General features: G+C 30.1%; 21 protein-coding genes. 8 read left to right on the forward strand and 13 right to left on the reverse strand.

Translation table 11 applies throughout. The features are described 5' to 3' along the window. Positions 1-151 precede the first annotated feature (151 nt). The 3 genes from H0I27_RS16710 to H0I27_RS16720 are packed head-to-tail and all read right to left on the reverse strand — an operon-like array spanning position 152 to position 2,872. Positions 152-448 (reverse strand): hypothetical protein, encoded by a 297-nt coding sequence (locus H0I27_RS16710; protein ID WP_218731770.1) that lies wholly within the window; start codon positions 446-448, stop codon positions 152-154. A gap of 15 nt (positions 449-463) precedes the next feature. Next, entirely contained in the window at positions 464-1,537 is a 1,074-nt protein-coding gene (gene cydB, locus H0I27_RS16715; RefSeq protein ID WP_218731771.1) for a cytochrome d ubiquinol oxidase subunit II, read from the reverse strand. A gap of 3 nt (positions 1,538-1,540) precedes the next feature. Continuing rightward, positions 1,541-2,872 (reverse strand): cytochrome ubiquinol oxidase subunit I, encoded by a 1,332-nt coding sequence (locus H0I27_RS16720; RefSeq protein WP_218731772.1) that lies wholly within the window; start codon positions 2,870-2,872, stop codon positions 1,541-1,543. A gap of 280 nt (positions 2,873-3,152) precedes the next feature. On the opposite strand from H0I27_RS16720, the gene H0I27_RS16725 reads away from it, so the two are divergent. Beyond that, complete coding sequence (locus H0I27_RS16725) at positions 3,153-3,758, forward strand: TlpA disulfide reductase family protein (protein ID WP_218731773.1); 606 nt, start codon at positions 3,153-3,155, stop codon at positions 3,756-3,758. Positions 3,759-3,799: 41 nt separating this feature from the next. Here the strand turns inward: H0I27_RS16725 and H0I27_RS16730 are convergent, their stop codons facing one another. Next, a complete protein-coding gene (locus H0I27_RS16730; RefSeq protein ID WP_218731774.1) occupies positions 3,800-4,381 on the reverse strand; it encodes a methyltransferase domain-containing protein in 582 nt (193 codons plus the stop codon). A 104-nt stretch (positions 4,382-4,485) separates the two neighbouring features. Here H0I27_RS16730 and nadA point away from each other — a divergent pair, with 104 nt between their 5' ends. Together nadA and nadB are read left to right on the forward strand one after the other, a co-directional pair. Beyond that, the gene (gene nadA, locus H0I27_RS16735; protein WP_165731697.1) at positions 4,486-5,481 is read left to right on the forward strand and encodes a quinolinate synthase NadA; all 996 of its coding nucleotides are present in this window, start codon (positions 4,486-4,488) and stop codon (positions 5,479-5,481) included. 9 nt (positions 5,482-5,490) lie between these two features. Next, a complete protein-coding gene (gene nadB / locus H0I27_RS16740) occupies positions 5,491-7,080 on the forward strand; it encodes an L-aspartate oxidase (RefSeq protein ID WP_254712699.1) in 1,590 nt (529 codons plus the stop codon). Positions 7,081-7,227: 147 nt separating this feature from the next. Here nadB and trxA read toward each other — a convergent pair whose 3' ends face one another. The 7 genes from trxA to H0I27_RS16770 form a co-directional block, all read right to left on the reverse strand. Continuing rightward, entirely contained in the window at positions 7,228-7,527 is a 300-nt protein-coding gene (gene trxA / locus H0I27_RS16745) for a thioredoxin (protein ID WP_208890527.1), read from the reverse strand. A gap of 19 nt (positions 7,528-7,546) precedes the next feature. Beyond that, positions 7,547-8,536, reverse strand: a complete 990-nt coding sequence (locus H0I27_RS16750; RefSeq protein WP_218731775.1) for a DUF3365 domain-containing protein — start codon at positions 8,534-8,536, stop codon at positions 7,547-7,549. A 52-nt stretch (positions 8,537-8,588) separates the two neighbouring features. Continuing rightward, positions 8,589-9,221, reverse strand: a complete 633-nt coding sequence (locus tag H0I27_RS16755) for a Crp/Fnr family transcriptional regulator (RefSeq protein ID WP_218731776.1) — start codon at positions 9,219-9,221, stop codon at positions 8,589-8,591. Positions 9,222-9,348: 127 nt separating this feature from the next. After that, a complete protein-coding gene (locus H0I27_RS17725) occupies positions 9,349-9,480 on the reverse strand; it encodes a hypothetical protein (protein WP_261972279.1) in 132 nt (43 codons plus the stop codon). A gap of 66 nt (positions 9,481-9,546) precedes the next feature. Beyond that, positions 9,547-10,875: a TolC family protein gene (locus tag H0I27_RS16760; protein WP_218731777.1), complete on the reverse strand. Its 1,329-nt coding sequence runs from the start codon at positions 10,873-10,875 to the stop codon at positions 9,547-9,549. After that, positions 10,862-14,062, reverse strand: a complete 3,201-nt coding sequence (locus tag H0I27_RS16765) for an efflux RND transporter permease subunit (RefSeq protein WP_218731778.1) — start codon at positions 14,060-14,062, stop codon at positions 10,862-10,864. Before H0I27_RS16765 ends, H0I27_RS16760 begins: the two co-directional genes overlap by 14 nt. A gap of 4 nt (positions 14,063-14,066) precedes the next feature. Continuing rightward, positions 14,067-15,179, reverse strand: coding sequence for an efflux RND transporter periplasmic adaptor subunit (locus tag H0I27_RS16770; protein ID WP_218731779.1), 1,113 nt, complete (start codon positions 15,177-15,179; stop codon positions 14,067-14,069). A gap of 418 nt (positions 15,180-15,597) precedes the next feature. Between H0I27_RS16770 and H0I27_RS16775 the strand changes: the two genes are divergently transcribed. The 3 genes from H0I27_RS16775 to H0I27_RS16785 are packed head-to-tail and all read left to right on the forward strand — an operon-like array spanning position 15,598 to position 18,023. Beyond that, positions 15,598-16,788 carry a peptidogalycan biosysnthesis protein gene (locus H0I27_RS16775; RefSeq protein WP_254713105.1) on the forward strand — a complete coding sequence of 397 codons (1,191 nt, stop codon included), beginning with the start codon at positions 15,598-15,600 and terminating at the stop codon, positions 16,786-16,788. Continuing rightward, on the forward strand, positions 16,775-17,641 hold the full coding sequence (locus H0I27_RS16780) for an acyl-CoA thioesterase II (protein WP_218731780.1): 867 nt from the start codon (positions 16,775-16,777) through the stop codon (positions 17,639-17,641). The genes H0I27_RS16775 and H0I27_RS16780 overlap by 14 nt, the downstream gene beginning before the upstream one ends. A 28-nt stretch (positions 17,642-17,669) precedes the next feature. After that, complete coding sequence (locus H0I27_RS16785) at positions 17,670-18,023, forward strand: SdpI family protein (protein ID WP_218731781.1); 354 nt, start codon at positions 17,670-17,672, stop codon at positions 18,021-18,023. Positions 18,024-18,238: 215 nt separating this feature from the next. Here the strand turns inward: H0I27_RS16785 and recO are convergent, their stop codons facing one another. Both recO and H0I27_RS16795 read right to left on the reverse strand, forming a co-directional pair. Further along, positions 18,239-18,961 carry a DNA repair protein RecO gene (gene recO / locus H0I27_RS16790; RefSeq protein WP_218731782.1) on the reverse strand — a complete coding sequence of 241 codons (723 nt, stop codon included), beginning with the start codon at positions 18,959-18,961 and terminating at the stop codon, positions 18,239-18,241. Position 18,962: 1 nt separating this feature from the next. Then, positions 18,963-21,323, reverse strand: coding sequence for a hypothetical protein (locus tag H0I27_RS16795; protein ID WP_218731783.1), 2,361 nt, complete (start codon positions 21,321-21,323; stop codon positions 18,963-18,965). A gap of 193 nt (positions 21,324-21,516) precedes the next feature. Between H0I27_RS16795 and H0I27_RS16800 the strand changes: the two genes are divergently transcribed. Beyond that, the gene (locus H0I27_RS16800; protein ID WP_218731784.1) at positions 21,517-22,494 is read left to right on the forward strand and encodes a class I SAM-dependent methyltransferase; all 978 of its coding nucleotides are present in this window, start codon (positions 21,517-21,519) and stop codon (positions 22,492-22,494) included. A gap of 46 nt (positions 22,495-22,540) precedes the next feature. After that, positions 22,541-23,014 carry a CYTH domain-containing protein gene (locus tag H0I27_RS16805; RefSeq protein WP_218731785.1) on the forward strand — a complete coding sequence of 158 codons (474 nt, stop codon included), beginning with the start codon at positions 22,541-22,543 and terminating at the stop codon, positions 23,012-23,014. The last annotated feature ends 3 nt before the right edge of the window (positions 23,015-23,017 follow it).

Here is a 23,017-nt window from a genome sequence, read left to right on the forward strand (position 1 = left end):
AAATGGTAATACCTCAACAAGCAATTTAATGAGGTTATTTTAAAAATACACTTTTGAAGCTTCTAAAATCTGACTCTATCTTTTTTAGCCAACAAATGGTTAATAATTAAAAAAAAATGAAATATGCATGACTATTTTTTCCCGAAAACAATTATTTACTTAACTTACTTTTTATCAACTTAATAATTACCAATCCTAAAACACCTCCTAAAAGAGAAACCATACAATTAACGCTAAATAATACCCCATTAAATGTTTCATTTTGCATTATCGATTGCGGATTAAAGCCTAATCGTCCAAATGATTTAATAAAAAAGACACTTCCAAAAACACCCGCTATTGTATTACCTACAATACCAAATGAATATTTTTTAAACAGCATACCAAAACCTATCGCTCCAATTATTCCTAATAAAATACTGAGTAAAGAAATTAATGTTTCTGTCATAATATTAGGTTTAGATTAATGGCCGTAATCCATATCATCAACCTTACCTCCCTTTAATCTTTTTTGGATGATTGCATAAATTACAAGTAAGATAACACCAATAATTCCCCAAATAAACGCTATAGATAAGCCGTATTCTGGTGCCGCAGTATTGTATATGGTAAGTGGCTCGTGAACATCATTAACAGAAGGTAAAATAACAGGAAATAAAGAAGCCAAAGAAGAGGTAATTCCTCCTAATATTAATAAAGTTGATAGCCAAAAGGCATGTACCTCTTTTTTAATTTTTTTGATAAAAAATAAGCCAACTAATCCCGTAAAATACAGCATCGGGAATACTAATAAATAAGGTTTATCTACAAAATTATTTAAAGAGTCTGGATTTACAATTTGCCACACTGCTACCGAAAAAATGGTAAGAATTGTTAAAGTAATATTCAACTTAAAAATAACACTTTTCAATTTTAAATTGATAGTTGAATTGGTTTTTAAAATTACCCAATTAGCACCGTGTATTGCTAAGGTAACTACAGAAATTAAACCTATAATAATCGTAAACCAATCTATAACTCCCGGATGCTCTGTTAGAGGACTAAAGCTACTATCCCAAAGTGGTAAGAAAAAATAATGCCCTTCATACACAGAAACTCCGTTTTCTACGCCACCTAAATTTACACCTCTCACAATATTCCCTAGAGCAATCCCAAAAAATAAGGCCAGTAATAAACTAGAAACTCCAAAAGAAACATCCCAAATATCTTTCCACATCTGATATTTAAATTGACTTCTAAATTCAAGTCCAATTGCTCTAAAAATAATCAACCATAAAACGATAATTAAGGGCAAGTAGAATCCGCTAAATACAGAAGCATAAAACGTAGGAAAAGCCATAAAAAGCATTCCTCCTGCAGCTACTAACCAAACCTCATTAGAATCCCAAAATAAACCTGCAGATTTTGTAATTACTTCTTTATCCTTTTCTTTTTTAGCAAAAAATAAATGAATAATTCCTGTTCCGAAATCATATCCGTCTAAAACAAAAAAGACTCCTAAAACAGTTGCTATTATAATGTACCAAAATATTTCCATCGTTTAATGTTTTTGAAGTTTAGGACCTTCGTTAATCGTTTTACCTACTAAAACTAAAAATAATAGTCCTAATAGCATGTATAAAGCAACAAAACCCAATAAGGTAAATAAAGTATTTCCAGAAGACACCGTTGGCGAAACACCATCGCTTGTTTTTAGCAATCCGTAGACTAAATAAGGTTGTCTTCCCAATTCTGCCGTGTACCAACCCGTAAGGTTAGCAATGTATGGAAACGGAACTAAAAACATAATAAACCAAAGTAATGGTTTAAAAGTGTACAGTTTTTTTCGCCATAAAAAGAAAAGTGCTAATGCCATAATACCAATAAATATAGTACCTAAACCAACCATTATATGATAAGAATAATAAAGAGCCGGTATATTATCTGGCAATTCTTCTTCTTTAAATTGATCCATTCCTGGAATTTGCTTGTTCCAATCTTGATGGGTTAAAAAACTTAAGATATTAGGAACTGCAATTTTATTGTCTAATTTTTTTTCGACCATATTTGGCTGTCCAATCAACACAATTTCTGCTCCAGCTTCTTCTGTTTCAAAAATCCCTTCCATGGCAGCAAAAGCCGCTGGTTGATATTTTGCAACATTTTTAGCATTCCAATCTCCAGTAGGGAAAGCCACTAAAAGGCTAGAAACTAATCCGAAAATTATACCCGTTTTTAAGAATAATTTTCCGTATTCAACTTGTTTTTTTCTTAAAATATAAAAAGCACCAATACTGGCTACCACAAAAGATGAGGTTACCACAGATGCCATTTGATTGTGTAAAAAAGCAGGTAACAACCAAGGGTTTGAAAACAATGATGAGAAATTTTCTAATACAAATTTTCCGTTTTCTAAAATTTCATAACCAACAGGATGTTGCATCCAAGCATTGGTAGCTAAAATAAACCAACCACTTGCCCAAGAACCTAAAAAGACTAAAAAACCTGTTAAAAGATGGAGTTTTTGTCCCATTAATTTTTCACCAAAAATAAAGAGTGCTAAGAAAGAGGATTCTAAGAAGAAAGAAAACAGACCTTCCATCGCTAAGGTTTGTCCAATAATTCCGCCTGTAAGCTCAGAAAATTTTGCCCAATTGGTACCAAATTGAAATTCCATTGGAATCCCTGTAATAACACCCATTGTAAAGTTAATTGCAAAAATCTTCATCAAAAATTTTGCAGCATTGTTATATTGTTCATTGTTATTTCTTAAATATTTCCATTTATAATAGACTATCAATAATGAAAGTCCCATTGTTAATTGCGGAAATATGTAGTGAAAGGTGATAGTAAATGCAAACTGCAATCTATCATAAAAGAGCATGTCTTCCATATCAAAAATACTTGTTATATTTATTAAGATCTACAAAAATATACATTACCATACGTTCCCTATGTAACATAAGTAGCTAAACCCATATTTTTACATTGGTAAATTTAAGAAAACAAGAACACATAGAAGCCTCTAATATTTAATATTACTTTAACATGATTGGCTACAAGAGGTACGTCTGTTAGGCCTTATTTTATTTATGTTTGTATGCCTTGTAAAGGTAAAATATTCAGTATAAATTATAGTGAGAAAGAAATAAGTTTTATTAAAAAATATTAAAATGAAAAAAAATAAAAGCGCAAAGAAAACATGGATTCAGAACGGAGTTTTTGTCTTAATACTTATTACACTTTATGCTACAGGTTTACATACAGAAGTAATTGGTTTTGCACAGCGAGGCGTATTGGCTACTGGTCTTATGAACCCTGATGTAAAGGAAATCACACACAAAAAAAACTCTAAAACTATTTCGGAATACACAAAGGCTGATTTAAATATAAAGTTGATAGATAGCAATGGAAAAATTATTTCCTTATCAGACTTAAAAGATAAAGTGATATTTCTAAATTATTGGGCAACATGGTGCCCTCCTTGTATTGCAGAAATGCCAAGTATTAGTAAATTACATAAAGAAATGGGTAATGATGTTGCTTTTATCCTCTTGTCTTTCGATAAAGATTTTGAAACGGCAAAGGCTTTTAATAAACGAAAAGGATATAATTTGCCAATTTATACGCTTGCTAGTAATTTGCCTACAATGTTACAATCATCTGCCTTACCAACAACTTATATCATTGATCGTGAAGGAAATATTGTATTAACACATGAGGGAATGGCCAATTACAACACAGATGAATTTAGAGTATTTTTAGAAAGTCTAAAATAAATTCATATTTCCCAAAACACACTTTTTAGATTGTTGTTTTATTATTTCTTTACAAACTTCACAAATAACTCCATTTTCTGTCTGTTAGGATAAGAATTATAACATTTAGTAAAAACATCCATATTAAAATAGGAATCAAAATACTTTATGTATTCTGTTTTACTTCCACCAAAAGGTGGATGATCCTCATTTAGTTTTGCATCGAAAAGTAATCCTACTAATTTCCCTTTTTCACCTAACAAATGGTTCATTTTCTGTGCATATTTCTCTCTTAAATCAGGATGTATTGCACAGAAAAAAGTTTGTTCAATAATCAAATCAAAAGTTTGATCTAACTCAAAAAAATCACCTAAAATTAATTGTGATTCTGGAAAACCTGAAACCCTATTTTTAATGTTTTCTAGGGCACTTTTAGCTAAATCTACCACATAAACATTGGTAAAACCATTATTAAAAAGATATTCTGCTTCGTAAGAATTTCCACCACCTGGAATTAAAATTTTTAAGTCTTTGTTTGTTAATTGATCAAAATATGTTTTTAAAGGAGGAGAAACAGCTCCTAAATCCCAACCAATTTTGTTTGTTTGATACTTGTTTTCCCAAAAATCTTCAGATAAGTTCATATTTTAGCTTATTATAATCATAATTTAACAGAATGATGACAATCATTTTCCTACCAACAAAATAGAGTTTATATTTGCAACGTAGTTAATAATAAACACTTTTTATGAAAACTTTAGTTAGTGCAAAAAAAAACCTCAACAAAAAAGGATTTTTAGATATTGAAACTCCTAATATTGATTATGTTGAGGAGATTTTGAAACTAAAAAAAGAGAAGAATGCAGTTATCTTAGCGCATTATTATCAGATAGATGAAATTCAAGAAATTGCAGATTTTGTAGGTGATAGTTTGGCCTTGGCACAACAAGCCGCTAAAACAGATGCAGACATTATTGTTTTTGCAGGAGTTCATTTTATGGCAGAAACCGCAAAAATATTAAACCCTACTAAAAAAGTTTTATTACCAGACTTATTAGCAGGATGTTCTTTGGCAGATTCTTGTCCGCCAGAACAATTCTCAGAATTTAAAAAGAAACACCCAGATCATTTAGTTGTTACGTATATAAATTGCTCTGCAGAAATAAAAGCTTTAAGCGATTACGTTTGTACCTCTTCTAACGCTAGAAAGATTATTGATTCTATACCACAAGACCAACCTATTATTTTTGCTCCGGATAGAAATTTAGGAGCTTACTTAAATAAAGAAACAGGAAGAGATATGTTACTTTGGGATGGCGCTTGTATGGTTCATGAAGCTTTTTCTATGGAAAAACTGATTGACTTATATCAAGAACACCCAGATGCAGAATTAATTGCGCATCCAGAATCTGAAGCACACATGCTTAAAGTAGCCAAATATATTGGTTCTACTTCTGGTCTTTTAAACCACGTTAAAAATAGCGATAAAAAGAAATTTATTGTTGCTACAGAAGCCGGAATTTTGTTTCAGATGTTACAAGAAAATCCTGATAAGGAAATAATTCCTGCTCCAGCAAAAGAAGATAATACTTGTGCTTGTAGCGAATGTGCTTATATGAAAATGAATACAATGCAAAAATTGTATTTATGTTTAAAACACGAATTACCAAATATAGAAGTAGAAGCAGAATTATGCGAAAAAGCAATAATTCCTATCAACAGAATGCTAGAACTTTCTAAATAACGCCTTAAAATGTTACCTGATAAAAACATAATCTCTACCGATTTTTTAATAATCGGTTCTGGAGTTTCTGGATTAACTTTTGCTTTAAAAGTTGCTCTAGAACACAAAGACGCTAAAGTTGTTATTGTTACTAAAGACAAACAAAGCGAATCTAACACAAAATACGCCCAAGGTGGTATTGCTACCGTTTATAATAAAACTGTTGATACCTTTAAGCAACATATAGAAGACACTTTAATTGCAGGTGATGGTTTATGTGACGAAGAGGTTGTTAAAATGGTTGTTAGAGATGCTCCAGAAAGATTACAAGAATTAATAGATTGGGGAACAAAGTTTGATAAAAACGAAAAAGGAAATTATGATTTAGGTAGAGAAGGCGGACATTCTCAAAACAGAATTTTACATCATACAGATATTACAGGTGCAGAAATTGAACGTGCTTTATTAGCACAAGTAAATGCACAACCAAATATAGAATTTCTTACCTATCATTACGCGATAGATTTAATTACAGAACATCAAACTAAAAAGACTAAAACAAAGCGAAATGGCAAAATTTCTTGTTATGGTGCTTATGTTTTAGATATTAAAGAAGATAAAGTAAAAACCTTTGTAAGCAAGTTTACACTTTTAGCTTCTGGAGGAAATGGGCAAGTTTATGAAACTACTACAAACCCTACTGTAGCAACTGGAGACGGAATAGGAATTGCATACCGGGCAAAAGCAGAAATTTCTGAGATGGAATTTATACAGTTTCATCCAACAGCGTTGTACAACCCAGGCGAATATCCTGCCTTTTTAATATCCGAAGCTGTGCGAGGATTTGGTGCAAAACTAAGAAATTACAATGGTGATTTTTTTATGCATAAATATGATGAAAGAGAAGAATTAGCCTCTAGAGATATTGTTGCAAGAGCCATTGATAATGAATTAAAAAAGAGTGGAAAGCCTCATGTATATTTAGATTGCACTAATTTAGACATGGTAAAATTTAAAGAGCATTTTCCTAATATTACAGAAAAATGTGCATCTTTAAATATTGATGTAACCAAAGACTATATTCCTGTAGTGCCAGCGTCTCATTACATTTGTGGTGGTGTAAATGTGAATAAAAAAGCAAAAACATCTATCAAAAAATTATATGCTTGTGGAGAAGTTACAAGAACTGGTTTACATGGTGGAAATAGATTGGCTTCTAACTCTTTATTAGAAGGCTTGGTATATGCTCATAATGCCTTTCTAAGTGTTTCTAAAAAATACAATAAGGCCAAAACACCAAAAGATATACCTGTTTGGAATGATAATGGTGTTATTAAAAACATGGAAAAAGTATTAATTACACATGATAGAAATGAAGTAAAAACTATTATGACCAATTATGTAGGTATCGTACGTTCTAACGAGCGTTTGCTTCGGGCAGAAAAGCGTTTAAAAGTACTTTATGAAGATAACAAACGCCTTTATGACCATTCTGAACTTTCTATAGATTTATGCGAGCTAAGAAACTTAATTACAACAGCATATTTAATTACCCAATTTTCTAAAAAGAGAACCGAAAATTGTGGTGGTTTTTATAGTTTAGATTGTATTTCTAAATAAAAGAAGCTGTCTAAAAAAGGTTTAAAAAACTTAACTTTTTCAAAACATCAACTTAATCTAGTTCTACCTTCATAAGAACCTGAAATAAATTTAGATTGACAAAAATGTCCTTTTTATACAACTATTTCTAATCAACTTAATATTAAATTACTTACCACTGTTATTTATAATAGTAATTAACTGGTTTTTAGGCACTGCTCCAGATTGCCTCCAAACTTGTTTGCCAGATTTGTATAAAATTAAAGTTGGTACACCTCTAACCTCATATTTTGCAGCTAACGATTGGTTTTTATCAACATCTATTTTAACAATAGAAACTGCATCACCTAATGCGTCTTTTACTTCTTTTAAAATTGGACTCATGGTTTTACAAGGTCCACACCATTCTGCGAAAAAATCTACTAAAACAGGTTTATCTTGATTTATAATTTCTGAAAAATTGCTCATGCCTAAGAACTTTATATGATTATTTATTAAAGGTAATACTCCAAATTCCTCTCACTTGATTTTCACTATATCCAATCGCCAAATCCTTTGGATATAACTTGTCTATTTGGGCTAATGTAGTGCTTTTAATATCCGAAGTTGGTTTACCATGACATTGTAAACACATGCTATTTGTTTTAATTGGGTAATAAAACTTTACATTTTCTGCAGATTCAACAACAATGGGTTCTGACTCTTTATTTGCTTTAGCCTCTTCTTTAAAAATATTAATATAACCTTTTTCTAAAGTGTTTGCAACATTTTTAATATTTCTTGGTTTGTCAGAGACTCTTTTTATGGTTGCTTTATGTACAACAGACATACTATCTGTTAAAGGAAAAGCTTGCACATTACAAAAATTTAATGCTGCCAGAGTTCCTTTTTTTTGAATTGTCCCCATTAAGTTTTTACCCAAAACACTTTTGGTAGCTAATGCATACTTCAATCCTTTTTCACTGTAAGATAGTTTTTTAAAATTAGTACCTTGACCTTGCTGTTGTCTTTGCATTCTTTTTCCATTACCGCCTCCGTTTCCATGTTGTTGATTATAATGTTCGTCAAACCCTTCTGGTTTTTCAATATCAGACTCAAACATATAACCTGCAATTTCTTTGATCGTTTCTTCAGGAAAAACTTGTTTTGGCATTACTCCAAAACGTTTTACTGCACCGTACATTTTAGCATTCTCTTCTGTTGGATTTTTAATAAAATCTTGTATTGACTTAATAAATGCTTCTTTAGAGCTATTACTCATTAAGTAACGCTTTTTTATAGTAATCATTGGTGGTGCAATTCGGTTATCTTCTGGTGTTATAGCATCATGGCAAACATAACAATTGGTTTCCATTAACTTTTTACCAATATGTTCTTGTGTATCCGAAACTGACTTTTTAGAATAAGAAGGAGATTTCTTAGCATCTTTACATCCAAACATAAAAGATACTAATATAAATAAAATTAAAAATTTCATCTCTTTTTATTACAAAAATAGGATGTCTTTTATTATTATTCAGTAACTAATGTTACAGTTCTAAAACTTTAATACTATTTCTAAATAATTGAATTTTACTTTCGTTTTCTAACTTTTTAAGTAATCTAGAAATAACAACTCTAGAGGTATGTAAATCTTCAGAAATTTGTTTATGGGTAACATTTAAAACATCATTATGGGTAACCATTGCCTTATCTTTAAGATATTTAAAAAGACGTTCGTCCATTTTTAGAAAAGCAATAGTATCTAAAGCTTCTAAAAGCTCATCCATTCTGTTATGATATGTTTGTAAAATATAAGATTGCCAAGTTTTATATTTCCCTAACCATTCTGCCATTTTTTCTTTTGGCAACATAATTAATTCAACATTTGTTTCTGCTACCGCTCTAATCTTACTTTTTGTTTGCCCCATACAGCAAGAAAGTGTCATGGCACAAGTATCTCCTTTTTCTAAATAGTATAAAACAATCTCATCTCCATATTCATCTTCTCTAAGAATTTTAATGGCTCCAGAAATTAATAAAGGCATCGATTTTATATAATCTCCAACTTCTATAATAGTTGTATCTTCTTTAAAGCTTTTAGAAACGCCTAATTTTTCTATTTCTAAAATTAAATCTTCCTCAAAAAGGTAACCAAAATTAATCTCTAACTTACTTGTCATTATACTTTATTTTTCACCTATAAAAATAGTGAAACCTATTGTAAAAATAAAGTATATTCTAGTTTATTGCAACAACAAAAGCCCAAGATAAACTTAGGCTTTTATTAATATTAGGGGGGAAATAAAATTATTTGGCTTTTTTATCTGTGCTCATTAATAAGTAAACGGCTACAACTAGGCCAACAACAACCAATGCAAAAATGCCTATCATAATGGTACCATTTACCCAAGAAACTTGTGGTATATTTAAAAAGCTCATATTCATCTAATTTTGAACTCAAAAATATAACATTAGGTTACTTTAAAATATGACCAAAATCAGTTTTTAAAAATTGACATTTAAAATATCTCCACTTAATTGTAAAAGTTGTAATTCAATTAATTTTGCATCAAATTTAGCATTGTTAAAAGCTGTTTTAGAATTTAGTAAATTAATTTGTGCTTGCCTAAATTCTATAGATGTTATTTGTCCCAATTTATAACGCTCTGTACTTCTATCAAAATTATTCTGTGTAGTTGATACATTTTTTTCTTGTGCTGATAAAATAAATAATTGGTTTTGATAATTCTCCCAAGTATTTTTCAGATTATTATTGATGGTTACTTTTTGTTGTTCTAATAATATTTGCTGATTTTCTAATGCTATTTTTGCATTGGCAACATTGGTTTTTGTACTTCCACCGTCAAACAAATTCCAAGACAAACTTAAACCTGCATTTAATCCGTTAGATGATGTAGATTTTGGCTGAAAGGCATTGGCAAGGTTTTCGTTATCATTCTGGTTCCAACCATAAGATGTATTTAAAGCTAAAGAAGGTAAATAATTAGCCTTATTTACTTTAATGTTAAACTCGCTAATAGCAATGTTTTTTTCATTTTGTTTAAGGGTAGAATTATTAGCAATTGTTTTTTGCTGGAGCTCTTCTAAATTCATCATTTTATTAAAACTAACCTCCGTTTCAACATTATAAGTTACTGCTTTTTCAATTCCTAAAATAATGTTTAAACCACGTTTGGCATTGCTTAATTGCTGTTTGGCACTTATTAATGTAATGCTATCATTATTTACATCTACCTCTGCATTTAACAACTCTAACTTAGTTGATTGCCCGTATTCGTATTGATATTTTGCACGCAGTAAACGTTGTTTAGAAATAGACAATGCCTCGTCTAAATTTGTCTTATTTTCTGATAACCTTGCAATTTGAAAGTATGAGGTAAACAATTGTAAATAGGTGTTTTCGATCGTTTCTCTAGCTTGTAATTCGGTTAAATTATAGGTTTCTTTTAATTGCTGATAATTGTATTTTCTTCCCAATCCATCAAAAAGAATATAATTTAAACCAATACTTGCGTTATAAGACTTAGTTACAGCACCTGTAGTAGATGTTGCTGCGCCCGTTTGTGGTGTGTTGGTTTGATTATTATTGCTATAATTTGCTCCCGAAGAAACCGTTGCCGTTGGCAAAAAACCAGTATTATAAATACTTTTATTGTTTTTTGCAACTTCTAAATTATTGTTCGCAATTTTAATTCCGAAGTTATTTTCTAAGGTAATTTCTAATGCTTCTTTTTTGCTTAAAATCTCTTGCGAGATTCCTTGTAAAGTCGATAAAAACCCGACTATTAATATGGTATTTCTAATGATCTTCATGTTCGTCGAATTTAGATTCTATAACAGCTCTTTCTACCTCTTCTTTATTTACTTTATCTCCTGTTTTTAGCCATTTAAGTCCAACTTTTACAGAATTAGAAACAGACAATAATAATGGTAACATTACCAAGGTTAAAATGGTTGCAATTGCTATTCCGTAAGAAATAGAAATTGCCATCGGAATTAAAAATTGTGCCTGTCTACTTTTTTCTAACATTAAAGGGGCTAAACCAGCTACTGTGGTTAAAGAAGTTAAGAAAATGGCTCTAAAACGAGATTGACCAGCCAAAACTAAAGCGTCATCAAACAACATTCCTTCTTTTAAATAACTATTAAATTTCCCTATTAAAACTAAACCATCATTTACCATAATACCTACTAGTGCAATAATACCCAACCAAGATAAAATGTTGATTGGAAAATCGTGAATATAATGCCCTAAAACAACCCCAATCATACTAAAAGGAATCATTATAAGTAATAATAGTGGCTGACTGTAAGAACGAAATGTAAACGCTATTACAATATAAATTAAGCCTAAAATAATCCACTTTAACCATTCTAAAGAATCTATGGTTTTTTGGGCCTCTCTATTCTGACCTTCGTAAAGAGGAGATACAGAATGATATTTAGAAATTATTAACGGCATTACACGTGTTTTAATATCATCTAAAATTTCAGTTGCACTTTCTTTTGGATCTTTCAAATCTGCAGAAACTTGAATTTCTCTTTTTCCATTTAAATGATTTATAGCAATATCTCCTCTTTTAATTTGATAATTTCCAATTTCTGAAAACGAAATTCTTGTTCCGTTTGGAGCTACAATTTGCATATCATCTAAGTTTTTAATAGAAGATCTATCTTTTCTATTATAACGCACCCAGACTTTAATTTCGTCTTGTCCTCTTTGAAAACGCTGTGCTTGAAATCCAAAGAAACCATTACGAATTTGCGCCATTACAGATTGTAAATTTAAGCCTAAAACATATGCATTGTCTTTTAAAGTAATGCTTACCTCTTTAATTCCAGCAGGATCATTATCTGAAATATCTTTTAATAAAGGATTATTTTCTAACTCTAGTTTTAATTCTGCTTTTGCGGCTTTTAACTCTTCAATATTATTTCCTAATAAAGAAACTGCAACTGGACTTCCTCCAAAATTACCACCAGAACCAAAAATTAAACTTTCTACACCGTACACTTTTCCTACTTTTTCTCTAATAGAATTTGTTATTTCTGGTGATGAAAACTCTCTACTTTCTCCTGCTAATAAATTGATATTTAAAGTAGCATTCGCACTACCGGGACCAACTCTTTTTATGATATTTTGTACAACTTGCTCGTTTCCGGATTGTTTTGCTGTATATTCTTTATTTATCAACCAAACTTTTTCTTCAATTTTAGAAATTATAGAATCCGTAATTTGTTCGTTTGTACCTTGGGGCATTTTTAAGGTTACTTGTATTTTATCACTTGCAATAGAAGGAAAAAAAGATGTTCTTACAATTCCGCCACCAATAGATGTTATACTAAAGATTAACAACGCAATAGGTATTGAGAAAGCAAATATTTTATTTTTTAAAGAAAACTTTAAAAAAGGTACGTATAGTTTTTCATTTATTTTTGTTAACCCTCCGTCTGCAAACCTGTTTATTTTATTAAAAAACGCATCAATTGCATTCTTCTTTTTTACCTCACCATTTTCTAGTCTTTTTCTGTCTAAAGCTTTAGAATGTGCAATATGTGCTGGTAAAATAATTAAGGCTTCAATTAAAGAAACTGTTAATGTTAAAAGTACAACAGTAGAAACTTCACTAAAAAAATTACCAATTCTACCATCTACAAAAAACAAGGTTGAAAAAGCAATAATAGTGGTTAGTATTGCCGAAACAATTGGCGGAATTACTTCCATTGTACCATCTATGGCTGCTTGAATTTTAGATTTCCCTAAATCATAGTAATGATGATAAATATTTTCTCCAATTACAATTCCATCATCCACCAAAATACCAATAACAATAATCATCCCAAACAGCGATAAGATATTTATAGTAACATCAAATTGTGCTGCTAAAATAAACATCCCGAAAAATGAAATAGGCAAACCAAAGGCCACCCAAATTGCCAAACGCAAATTTAAAAACAATGCTAAAAAGAAGAGCACAAGTAAAATACCTACCACTCCGTTTTCTATTAAAAGTCTGGTTCTACCTTGTAAAGTTACACTTCTATCATCTGTAATATCTAAATGAATATTTTGGTTTTGCTGATTAAATTTGTGAATGTATTCTTTAATTTTATCCGCAGAAGAAAGTAAATCTTCATTGTTTGTATTACTTATAGAAATATCAATTGCTAAATTACCATTGTAATATAATCTATCTGGAGTTTCTGACCATGTATCTTTAACCTCTGCAATATCTTTTAGGCGAATTATATGTCCGTTTGTTTCCGTTCTAACTATAAGGTTTTGTAACTCTACACCATAATAAGAACGGTTACTTGCTCTAATTAAATAATCTTCTTGGGCAGTTTTAATATTACCTCCAGTTATTAAAAGATTAGAGTTTTGAATAGCCGTTGCTACATCTGTAAAGGACAAATTATACGCACGTAAATCATTTTCTTTTACAGCGATTTCAATTTCTTCGTCTGGAAATCCAGAGAGAGACACTTGAGAAATTCCTTCAATCCCTCTAATATCATTTTCTATATTTCTAGCATATTGCTTTAAAGAACCTAGCGAAATATCGTCTCCACTAATCGTAAAACTGATGGTTGGTCTAATATTTTCTACTTTTGCAATTACGGCAGGTTCCATACCAGAAGGAAAAGACGGAACTCTATCTACTGCATTTTTTACATCTGTTAAAACAACATCTATATCTTTTCCTTTTTCTACCTCTATATTTACCGTTGCAGAGTTTTCGCTAGAAACAGATGTTACACGTTCTACGCCAACAATTCCTTTTAAATTATCTTCAATTTTAAGGACAACACCTTCTTCCATTTCTGCAGGAGAAGCTCCTGGGTATGCTAAAGATATGTTTATTAATTCAGAGTCTGTCAACGGAAAGAAAGACGATTTCATTGTAATAGCGCCCACTAAACCAAAAGCTACAAATGCAATAATAAAGACATTAACCGCAACAGGATATTTAATAAAATATGTAATTATTTTTTTCATCTAATTACTGTTTATTAATTTTTACAATCATACCGTCAAAAGCACCTGGCAATACTTGTGTTAATATTTTTTGATTATTCTCTAAACCTTTAATCACCACTTTTTCGCTACCAAAATAAACTGGTTGAATATTTGTTAACGTTAAAATACTATCGTTTTTAATTGTATAAACAGATTGGTTGTCTACTAGTAATTTTCTAGAAATTTCGATAGCATCAATTTCAGATTTTGCAACTAAGTCTGCTTCTAAAAACATACCTTCTTTTAAATCGGCATGTATTACATCTACATATGCTTTTATTGTTTGTGTTACTTGGTCTACTTTTCCATTAACACGAACCACTTTTCCTGTGTATTTTTTTGTTTTTTCTAAATTAGATAAGTCAACAGAATTACCAACTTTTAATAAGTCTGCATATTCTGAATTTACAGAAACTTCCATTTCATATATTTTAGGATCTATAAACTCGCCTAATTTCTGACCAACTCTAACTAAAGTTCCAGGGCTAACTAAAGCTTCTGTTAAAACACCAGAAAAAGGAGCTCTAATTTGATGTTTAGACAAACGTACTTCTAGGTTTTTAACATTATAATATGCTGTTAAAATTCCTCGTCCAGAAATAAAATACTTTTCTTTATCTGATGAGAATTCGGGTAATTTTGGCGTTGATTTGTTCATATCAAAACCTTGTAAATAATTTTCCCAATTCTTAAATTCAACTGGGTAATCTAAACGTAAATCTGGTAAAATAGCCGTAATTAAATTATACAAGTTACTTTTCTGAGACTGTAAGCTTGCGTAAAACTCATCGCTATTTATACCTAATAAAGTTTCACCACGGTTATATTTTGTACCTGCCTTAAATAACTTATTAGATACTTTTAAAACTCCAGAAACTTCAGAGTAAATTTCTATTTTATTTTTTGCAATTAAGTTTCCGCTTGCAGTTAAAACAATAGGAATATTTTTATTACTTACATTTTCTACAAAAACAGTTTTTATTTGTCTTTCAAATGTTGGTTTTGGTTTTTGATTTTTATCAATAAGGTAATTGCCTAATAAGATAGCACCTACGATTGTTAAAATACCTAGGATCGCTAGAATAATTTTTCTCATAATTAGTTAGTTGTACTTTTAATTTATGCTTATAAAGTATTGTATTTTTGCAAATATACTTTTAAGACGTTCAGAACTTTAAATAGTTTATAAGTAAGAATGTTAAAGAAACGTTATAATTTTTAATTATTGAGTTAAAAATTAAATATTCTAGACCAATTAGTAAGCAGTTACCCTTGTATTACGACTTATTACTTACCGGTAAAAAAAATAAATTAGAGTGTAATTTTTAGGCAGCATCCTTTTAGGAATTAAAAATCTTAAAATGGGCTGTTTTTTAATGCTGAAAATAATCCGATGACAGTTTTAAATTGTTAATACCTAAATTTACCTTAGAAAAAGGAATATTTTCACCAAAGAAAACGGAACTTTGCGCATTAACAAAGCTCTTTTAGAAAATTAAAACTATATAATTAATTTGATTTGTTGCGCCAATACAAATACTGCAAAATTTTTCTCTTCTATTGATGAAATTCCTTCCCAAATATGGGAGACTTTAGACTGTACAAAAAACAGTTATTTTCATCCTTATTTTTTAAAGTATATCGAAAAAAATCATCCAGAAATTACCTTTTCATATATTGTTTTGGTAGATCAAAAAAATATACCAACGGCTTTTGCCAGTTTAACAATAATTAATTTTGAACTAAATTCTATAAAAAATGATTTCGAAATTTTAAAAACTATTGGAAAAAAACTTCATGTGTTTCCTGATAAAAAACCGCTACAACTGCTTATCTGCGGGAATCCTTTTGTGAGTGGAGAGCATGGTATTTTTATAAAGCAAAATCAAGATAAAAAAGCCATTATAAAAGAATTAGCAGAAAGTATAAATCACTTTGTAAATTCTGATAAAAAACTAAAGAAACAAATTGATGCATTTCTTATAAAAGATTTTACAAAGGAATCCTTACCCATAACAGACACTTTAAAAAAATTTAGTTATCATCCGTTTTCTGTAGAACCAAACATGAAACTTCAACTCCATGAAAATTGGCAAAATTTTGATGATTATTTGGCTGCTATGAAAACCAAATTTAGGGTAAAAGCTAAAAAAGCTTTTAAACAGAGCGTCGCAATTAAAATTAAAGATGTCACTTTAGAAAACATTGATAAAATGTTGCCAGAAATGACTATACTGTATGAAAAAGTTGCCTCGAATGCAGGTTTTAATTTAGGTGTTTTTAATTTAGAAACTTACAGGAATTTTAAAAAACTGTTTGGAGAAAATTACATTTTAAAATCTTATTGTTTAGATGATAAACTTGTTGGATTTGTATCTGGAATTATCAACCAAGAATCTTTAGATGCCCATTTTGTAGGTATAGATTATCAATTAAATAGAGAGCATGCTATTTACCAAAGAATGTTGTATGATTATATAGAAATTGCCATCGATAAAAAATTAAAAACCATTAATTTTGGAAGAACTGCTAGTGAAATAAAAAGTTCTGTTGGAGCAGTCCCTCAAGATTTAACCATGTATCTTCGTCATCAGAAAACTATTAAAAACAAAATTTTAAAGTTATTTTTGCAAAGAGTTCAACCAACTCCATTTCAACAAAAATTTCCATTTAAAACTTTAGAAACTAAGCATGAAAAACACTAAAGAATTAATTTCACTTTTAAATTTAGAAGATTTAGGTAACCATAATTTTAGCGGAAACAGCGTAACCATTGGTAGTCCAAATGTTTTTGGCGGACAAGTTATAGCACAAGCGGTAAATGCGGCTTATAAAACCATACCAGAAAATCGTTTTTTACATTCTTTACATTCTTATTTTTTAGAGGCTGGAGATTTAACAATTCCTATTAATTATCATGTACAAGAAGTAAGAAATGGAGGTAGTTTTTCTACAAGAAGAGTTACTGCAAGTCAAAATGAAAAAACTATTTTTATTCTAGCAGCTTCATTTCATAAAGAAGAAGATGGTTTTGAGCACCAGGCAACGTTTGATGCAACTATAAAACAACCAGAAAAATTATTGAGTTGGGATGATATGTTAAAAAAGTTTGGTGATTTTTTACCAAAATCCATGAAATACTTTTTAAGTATAGAAAGACCTATAGAATTTAAACCCGTAAGAATACCAAACCCATTACAACCAGAAAACTTACCACCAAACGAGCAAGTTTGGTTTCGCTTAAAAGGTGAAAAGCAAGAAATGGCTTTTAGAACAAAACAAGAAATTCTTTCCTATATTTCTGATTACAACATACTAAATGCCGCATTTAACCCAAATGCGAGTAATTACAATTTTGGAAACACTCAAACCGCAAGTTTAGATCATTCTATGTGGTTTTTTAGAGATTTCGATTTTGATGATTGGATGTTGTACTCTGTAGAATCTCCAAATGCTTTTGGTGCTAGAGGTTTATCTAAAGGAAATATTTTTACAAGAGATGGTAAATTAATTGCCTCTGTAGCGCAAGAAGGATTGTTAAGACCTATGAAAAAGTAGGCAATAGCAAAATTAAAAAATTAGAATTATGAGTGAAACTTTGATATATATATTTACCACAAACGGGTTATTATTTTTAATAAGTATTCTTTTTTGGAAATTCCCTCCAAAAAAAGTGAATGGAATTTATGGTTACAAAACACCAAAAGCAATGCTAAATCAAGAAATATGGGATTTTGCGAATGCTAATTTTAATAAAAGTTTTTTAATCTACTCTGGTATTTCTTTTTTAGGTGCCTTAGCTCTTGTAAACTTTGCTACTATAGAATTAACTTGGCAACCAATGGTTTTAGTGCTATTATCTATTTTAGTTAGTGTTATAAAAACAGAAAGAGCATTAAACGATAATTTTACTGAGGAAGGTAAAAAGAAGAAAAATTAGAAATTTTTCAATCTAAAAAACCTTTTTAAAGACCTATCAAAATTAACCTTCAATAAAAACACCTTATGCTTCAGTTAACTTTATAAAGTTCAATTTATTTAGACAAAAATTATAATTTAAAGAATTGAATTATTAAATTGGATATTGAAAAGTCTTGTTTCTTGCGTTTTTTAGCAAAGCGGTCTTAAGTCTTTTTTAGTCGGTATTTTGATGTATCAACTAAAAACTGTTTCTAAAATTTGGAGTGATTTTGGCTTCCTAAACCCATCTAAATGGAGTTCGAAGTACTGAATTATAATTTTTAAAACGATCTGTCTTTCTTGTTTACCAAAAGATACATTTTCTATTTCATCAAAAGTAATTCCTAATAGCTTTTTGAATTGGTAATAATAATTACCAGAAATAAGATTTTTTTGAGAGGTTAGGTCAGAGAAGACCCCCTCACTTAAATCAAATCCCAATTTATCAGCATCAGACAAATCTGGATAAAAACCTAGAAAACGGGTTAAATTCAGTAAAAATAACAAGTGAAAATTTGCAATTTTATCATGTAAATCTAACCAAATAAGTCCCGATTCTAAATACTCGTAAAGCCCTTCATTCTTTTCCTCTTCTTTTATTGCATAAGACAATACTTCAGATAAAAACAACACCACAGATTGCTTAACAATATCTCTATAAATAGTTTGATAAGGGTATGAAACCTGAACTTCTTTAATAGAATTTAAAGTCCCTTTATTATTGTGGCTTGCAACAATTGTTAGCTGTGTTAATGGCTGAAAATAAGCTGCTTTTAACCCTCCTTTTTTAGCTTTTAAAATACCTCTAATTAAATAAGACTTTACCCCTTCTTCTTCTGTAAAACATTTTACAATTAGGCTTGAGTCTCCAAATTTTAAAGCACTTAAAACAATTGCTTTTGTAGTTACAACAGCCATTTTAGTTTACAATTGCAATTTTAGTAACAGCTGTTTCCGTTGCATCATCATTAGATAATAATACAATATAAATACCAGAAGCTATATTAGTACCTGCAAGATTTTTTTTATTCCAAACCACTTTTCCCCCTTGTAATTCCTGCCCTTCTACCACATTGGTTTCATATACTAAGTTACCGGCAACATCAATTATTTTCACATTGGTTCCTTTTGGTAAATGTGTCCCGTTTCTACCATCAATAGTAACCGTTTCATGATTTTTTAATGCAGGGTTTGGGTATGCATAAATATCTGGAATAACATCACCGAAAGGTGCCACTTTACTATTATAAACTACAATACCTTTATTGGTTGCAAAATAAACTTTACCAGTACTATCATCTACCGCTATTTTTACAATTTTATTAGATGGTAATGGCGAATTGTCCATACTAAAATTGGCTAAGGTTGTTTGTCCGTTTGGATTGGTATAAATTACACCACCATTATCTGTACCAAACCACTTATTGTCTGCGCCATCTACCACAATGCTATTAACACGTTGATCCCCCAAAAGTCTTTCTCCAAAACCCTCCTCGTTTCCGTTGATAACTACCGCATTTGCATTTGGTGTAGCATCATCAAAAACACCTGATGCATTGTTATACATAACCAAACCAGATCTAGTACCAATCCAAACTCTATTGCTACCATCTACAACTACAGATTGTACATTTACATCCGGAAGATTCCCTAAATTAGGCGTTGCAATTAATGCCTTTTTTCTAGCTCCGCTCTCATTAAATACATAGACACCGTTTCCTCTAGATCCATACCAAAGACTGTTATTTCTATCAATAGCAATTTCACTTATACCTGCTCTACTAGCATCTGTTTCTACAGATCGCATATCAAAACTAGTCCAATTGCCACTTGTAGAAAGTTTTTTTAACTCACTATCGACCAAAACATTTGTTACCCATAAGTTTCCTTCAGGGTCGAAAATAGTACCACTAACCCTTACCGTTACCCTGTTTGGGTCGGCTGCTTCAATATCTGCTAACGGACTATTTAAATGATTATAAAAGGTTTTAAGTTCATCGTTTTCTATCACTAATAAACCTCCTGTAGCATTTTTATTAGTATCTGATGTTACGTTTGTATCTCCAAAAGAACTAACATAAACTCTATTTTCTACATTTGGATCTATAGTTATGTGGTTTAAATCTGAAAAAGGAGCATCTGAATTTAAATTTATATTTTTCCATTTTACTCCATCAATTTCTTTACCGTTAAAATGGCTAATAACACCTATTCTATTTCCAATAGGTCCATAAACATCTGTATAACCACCATAAACAACCCAAACATTGTTATTGCTTGCCGCTATTGAAAACACATCATTTTCTAAAGGTCCTTCTGGATGGATTTCTACATAATCATCGTTATCTTTATGTCTTTGTAATAAACCAAACTCTGTAGTTACTAAAAAAATGGTATCATCTTCAAAAAAAGAATTGTTTAAAGTAAAATTAAAATTTGCTGTTGTACTAAATTGGAAAACAGTGTTTAAAGAAGTATCTATAATTACAGAATTTTGACCTAAAGTAGCCGTCAAAAAGGAAGATGAACTTTTAATAGAAATAATTGGTTGAGAAAAATCTCTTATTTCATTTAAAACACTTCCATTTATTTCATATAATTTCGATCCAGAAATTGCAAATACGTTATTATTAAACGTTACTATTTCCTTAAAATTATTGCCACTAAATTGCTGTTCCCAATTATTAAAGTCTATTAAAGATGTATTGTTTGTATTTGCCGTATAAATTCCGTCTTCAGTAGCTGCATAAATTACATCATTTAAAACAGTTGTTGCATTAATTCCTATAGCACTAGATTCTTTACCAATAAAATAGGTATCACCAAACTCTAACCTGTCAATATCATACACTACAATAGCAAATGGAGTAGACAAATACAATTTACCATTATACTCTGTAATATCGTTGATATTTTTTTCTCCAGATTGATTAAAACTAACAATATCTGAAGAAATGGTTATTAAACCATCTTCATCTACAACTTCTACCAATCCGTTTTCATAACCAATTACCAACCTTTTAAAACCACTATTATAATGAATAGAACTTGTAGTTTCTCCAGACAAACCTTGTACGGAAGATAGTTTTTCAATCTCTTTAGTAACCACGTTGTACGTAAAAACAGCATTGTCTGATAAGGCATAAATTACATCATCTACCTTCACAAAATCTTTTACATTGTTGTAAGAGTAAAAGTCCTCCCAAGAAGTACTATAATCTGTCTGAGCGGAAAATGATACTGAGAAAAATAAGATAGAAAGTATAAAGAATTTTTTCATCATTTAAGTTTAATATCCCAAAGATATTTCTTTTTTATCATTAAACGTAAACATGCTAGTATTAGTACACTTTTTAACCCTATTTCTAAGATTTATTCTAATTTGTAATATATAATCTAACTAAAAAGAATACTTATTGAGGATGACAGTTTGTTTTAAAAAAGTATTTTTGTGACGATTGTTAAAACAGGATATGAAACTGATTACTTTAGATGATTTTATAGACACGTATTTTAAAGCAATACAACGAGGTAGCAAGTTTTTCTTTTCTAAATTTACGTTTAACAAAGAAGTTAGAACAAAAAGTGCTTTTGATAACTCTTCCTTTATTTCTTCTAATTTTTGGTCTATTCCTAAGGTTGTAGAACGATGGAATTTTTTAATTTCTGGTGATAAAAATGTAGATTATATTAGTTTTATTACGGATGATTTTTTGAAAGACAAAACCAATCTAAGGCTTCTTTCTTTAGGTTCTGGTATTTGCAATCCAGAAATTGAATTGGCCAAAAACAACACCATTTTTAAAGAAGTTGTTTGTTTAGATATTGCTGACAATTTGCTTCAGATTGCAGCGAAAAAAGCAGCGAAAAATGGCGTAACAAACATTAAATTTATTGCTAAGAACATTGATGATTTTGAGTTTAATAAAAATGATTTTGATGTTATATTCTTTAAAGCTTCTTTACATCATTTTGATAAAATAGAATCTTTATTATCTGGCAGAGTACAAAAAGTATTAAAACCAGATGGATTACTTATAATTAATGAATTTGTAGGAACTACAAGGCATCAGTTTTCTAAAACACAAATAACAGCAATCAATGAAGCGTTAAAATCTATTCCTAAGAAATTTAGAACACGATTTAAAAGTAACCTTCATAAAAACAAATACAGAGGCGTTGGTGTGCTTAGAATGATCATGGCAAACCCTTCTGAATGTATTGATTCAGAAAGTATTATTCCGTCTATCCATAAACATTATACCACGCTTGTAGAAAGACCTTACGGAAATAATTTATTGATGAGCACGCTTAGAGATATTTCTCATCATTTCTATGAATTAGATACCGAAAAGGAGCAAGTTTTGGACAAGCTTTTTGCCCTAGAAGACAAATATCTAAAAGAAAATCAGTCTGATTTTGTATTTGGCATTTATCAGAATAAAAAATAACATTATTTATTACAATACCTAAGTTACGGTAAAAAACATCCATTTTATGAGTTTAGAAATAGAAAGAAAATTTTTAGTAAAAAACGACGATTTTAAACGTGAAAGTTTTGCTCAAAAAAGCATTAAACAAGGCTATTTAAATTCTGATAAAAACAGAACTGTAAGAGTTAGAATTGCAGATGAAAAAGCTTTTATGACTATTAAAGGAAAATCTAACGCAACAGGAACAACTCGTTTTGAATGGGAAAAAGAAATTGACAAATCGGAAGCCGAAAGTTTACTTTTATTATGTGAACCTAGTGTAATTGATAAAACAAGATATTTAATTAAAGTTGGTGATCACACTTTTGAAGTGGATGAATTTTATGGCGACAACCAAGGTTTAACAGTTGCAGAAGTAGAATTAAACTCAGAAACTGAAACTTTTACAAAACCAAATTGGCTAGACCAAGAAGTTACTGGAGATGTAAAATACTATAATTCTAGCATTAGTAAACATCCTTTTAAAGATTGGATTTAAAAA

The sequence above is a fragment of the Polaribacter sp. HaHaR_3_91 genome, assembly GCF_019278525.1.
GTDB lineage: Bacteria > Bacteroidota > Bacteroidia > Flavobacteriales > Flavobacteriaceae > Polaribacter.